We start from the raw sequence: 1,737 nt of genomic DNA, 5'->3' as shown, positions 1-1,737 counted from the left end.
CCGCAGGTAGGTGCCCGAGCCCGGTCGCACATCGACGATGCCGAGGATCTCGAGGGCGGCGAGCGCCTCTCGCACGGCGGAGCGGCCCACGCCGAGAGTCGCGGCGAGGTGCCGCTCCGGCGGGAGACGGGTGCCGGGCTCGATCGACCCGCTTGTGAACAGATCCATGAGGCGCCGCGCCACCTCCGACACCGGCGTGCCGCTGGGCAGGGCGCCGAGAGCGGCCGAGATCTCGGCCGATCGATCATCGGGAAAGGCGGGCATGCGAACAACCTACGGCAATGCACGGTCAGTCTGCGGTTTGCATTCGGTCAACCGGTTTGTCACACTGGAGCCAAGCGACGCAAGTCGCTCTTCTTACGCTTTCGTGAGAAAACGTTTCCTGAACTCGAGGACGAGGGACTAGACAATGAAGTTGACCAACAGGCGCGCGGTCGCCATGACCATCGGCGCCGGCCTTGCTGCGGCAGTCGCACTGTCGGGCTGCGCCTCCGCAGCCCCCGAACCAGCGGCGACCGTCGACCCCGAGGAGAACGTGTCGATCTCGTTCTCGTTCTGGGGCAACGACGTGCGCGCAGCGCTCTACGACGAGGCGATCGCCGTCTTCGAAGAGCAGAACCCCAATATCGACGTGGACGTCCTCTTCCTCGCGCCCGCCGATTACTGGGAGAAGCGCCAGATCGAAGCGGCCAGCAAGGGGCTTCCCGATGTCGTGACGATGGACCTCGCGTACCTTCGCCAGTACTCGCAGAGCGGCTCACTGCTCGATCTCGAGCCGTACCTGGGCACGACCATCCAGACCGATGGCATCGAACCGGGTGTCCTGGAGGCCGGAGTCGTCGACGACGTCACCACGGCGGTGCCCCTCTCGACGAACTCGTGGGGGCTGTTCCTGAACACGACCCTCCTCGACCAGCTCGGCGTCGAGGAGTTCTCGGGCGGATCATGGGACGACTACTACGACTGGATCGCCGAGGTGAGCGCGGCGGCTTCCGCCGCCGGAGTCGATGTGTGGGGCGGCGTGGACCCGAACACGCGGTTCACCAACTTCGAGCTGCAGCTGCGCGCGGAGGGCTCGTACCTGTTCAGCGACGACGGCGAACCGGGCTTCGATGAAAAGCGCCTCGCGAAGTTCTGGAACTCGAGCGCCGGCCTGCGCACGGACGCATCAGTGGTGCCGCAGCAGCGCATCACCGAGGTGCAGCCGCTGACCGCTTTCGACAGCGCGCTCAGCGCGAGTGACACCACATGGGACAACTCGGGGTCGGGATTCCTCGGCAATCTCGGTGAGGGCTACGAGATCAAGCTGATTGCTCCGCCGCTGTCAGTGAAGGGCGGAAAGGATCTGTACCTCAAGGCGTCTCAGATGTACTCCATCGCTTCCAACTCGGAGCACCCTGCCGCTGCCGCGACCTTGATCGACTTCCTGATCAACTCGCCCGAGTCCGGTGAGATCTTCGGCACCAACCGCGGYCTGCCCGCTTCGGAGACGGCGCGCGACGCGGCCGAGCTCGACGAGATGAGCCAGCAGATCGCGGACTACGAGGCCTCGATCGCCGACCGTCTGGGCGACTCCCCGCCGGTGCCGATCGCCGGCTACGGGTCCCTTCACGAGAAGTTCCGCCAGCTCGGAGAGGAGCTGAACTTCGGCACCATCACGGTCGACGACGCGGTCTCGCAGTTCTTCACCGAGATGGACGTGATCCTCAACCAGTAGAGGCGCGCCGTGCGTAGGGG

At 65.7% G+C, this 1,737-nt stretch carries 2 protein-coding genes; one reads left to right on the top strand and one right to left on the bottom strand.

What is annotated here, in order from left to right; genetic code table 11:
* Window positions 1-264 (bottom strand): FadR/GntR family transcriptional regulator (locus AC1DVT_RS20060; protein WP_477391131.1); only part of this gene is annotated, 264 nt, incomplete at its 3' end.
* A 145-nt stretch (window positions 265-409) separates the two neighbouring features.
* Between AC1DVT_RS20060 and AC1DVT_RS20055 the strand changes: the two genes are divergently transcribed.
* Window positions 410-1,717 (top strand): ABC transporter substrate-binding protein, encoded by a 1,308-nt coding sequence (locus AC1DVT_RS20055; protein WP_477391129.1) that lies wholly within the window; start codon window positions 410-412, stop codon window positions 1,715-1,717.
* The last annotated feature ends 20 nt before the right edge of the window (window positions 1,718-1,737 follow it).

This window comes from Microbacterium sp. P2_F9 (genome assembly GCF_056403635.1).
The sequence above is the reverse complement of the archived record's forward strand: the minus strand, read 5'-3'. Positions and strand labels throughout refer to the sequence as shown.